General features: G+C 43.2%; 2 protein-coding genes and 1 pseudogene. 1 reads left to right on the top strand and 2 read right to left on the bottom strand.

The window, feature by feature from the left end; translation table 11 throughout:
• Positions 1-267, bottom strand: a 267-nt coding sequence (locus tag R8O11_RS24785; RefSeq protein WP_318194552.1) for a hypothetical protein, incomplete at its 3' end; no start/stop codon positions are given.
• 48 nt (positions 268-315) lie between these two features.
• Positions 316-603 carry a hypothetical protein gene (locus tag R8O11_RS24780; RefSeq protein ID WP_318194551.1) on the bottom strand — a complete coding sequence of 96 codons (288 nt, stop codon included), beginning with the start codon at positions 601-603 and terminating at the stop codon, positions 316-318.
• A 198-nt stretch (positions 604-801) separates the two neighbouring features.
• Between R8O11_RS24780 and R8O11_RS24775 the strand changes: the two are divergent.
• Positions 802-1,216 (top strand): annotated as a pseudogene (locus tag R8O11_RS24775) (ISAs1 family transposase); the annotation flags it as partial.
• Positions 1,217-1,566: the final 350 nt, after the last annotated feature.

Genomic DNA, 1,566 nt, shown 5'->3' with positions numbered 1-1,566 from the left:
GTTGGTACTGATTGAAACCTTGAGTCTGTGATGATCTTCTGCAAAGGCAGAAATAGCTTCAAGCATTTCTGCCGATGTATGGTTTGACTCAAGTGGGAAGCGACTGATATTCAGTTGCGCCAGATGCTCTTGCGTCGGATTGATACGGCCCCAGGACACATAGCGCTCAGCTGTCGGGTGAGCCTCTGCAGAGGCGATGATGTCCAATACCTGATGTAAAGAGGGGAGAGATGCGTGATCAACATAAACTTCCAGTGATGGAGACACCACGGACACTTTTGCATCGGTTGAGTACTGATCACCATTCTTAATGGTTCATTTAAACTGGAAGCGATAATCATCATAGTTGTCCAGTTTTGGAGCGGTAAGTGTCAGATTGACGGTTTGGCTTGTGTCAGAAGGAATAATGGATATCGAACCACATGTTTGAGTCCAGCTGAAACTTTCTAAATCGGGATTGCTGTCGTTTTGAATCGGATTAAGGGTAAATTCTTGATTGTCTATGACATCGAATTTGACGCTGTTGTTGTGGGTCTGATGATCGTCATCAGAGCAGCCTGCGAGAATTGCAGCTGTTAAGAGTAGCCAAGGCTTAACGTCCATTTAGAGGTCCCGATGTGAAAAGGTGAAAACTCCGCATTAAATATTATTTACGACGGCGTTGTCTGTGATGTAAGTAGCAGCTTAAGGCTTAATTGTCTGCAGGGTGAGGTCGTGAACGTTTTTTAAGCAAAATGACGACTAATTTGACGATCCCATTTATTAGCTGTGATCTTATACTCCCTTTTTAGGGAAAGCATCATGCACATCGATCACTTCAAAGAACATTTTCAAACGATTACTGATCTACGCCAAATCCCTAAGGTCACTTACTGCCTCTTCGAAGTCCTTTTGGCTCGCTATGTGCGGTTATTGCTGGTGCGAAAGGTTGGTTTGATATCCGTGAATACATTCTCGGTCATCATAATTGGTTTAAGCGCAATGGCCTGTTTTTACATAGTGTTCCTGTTGATGACACGATTGCTCGAATAATCTCAACGATTGACCCCGAGCATTTCATGAATGCTTCATTAACTGGATGTCATCAATACACACCCTTACCGAAGGTCAAGTGATTGCGATTGATGGCAAAACACTTCGAGGCTCATACAATCGTGAAGACAGGGCGAGCACCATTCATATGATCAGTGCTTATGCATCGTCAAACAAGCTCGTGCAAATTAATTGATCGCGTGTTCGAATGATTTCTTATCGGAAGAAAACGGAAGAAATTTACCATGATGATGGTTTGACGTTGATCATTGGATGGTATGACCATAAGCATGAACACGATGGTGGCTTCAAATCGCTTGGTGTTCATTGGGGGATTACCCTAAATCTAGGGGGGTATTAAGCCCTTGTGTGATACCAGAAGTCACTAGAAAATCAATGTTGGCAGGACTTCTTCATAAAGCAATTATTGATGGTAATCATGAAGAAAAGAAAGCATTAAGCAAGGCTACACAAAGACCCCTCCACTTCGTTACGTTGTCATTGTGCCTTGTAAGGGACGCTACGCTCCCTTAA

The organism is Vibrio sp. 1288, from assembly GCF_033344475.1.
This window is presented reverse-complemented; position numbering and strand designations above follow the sequence as displayed.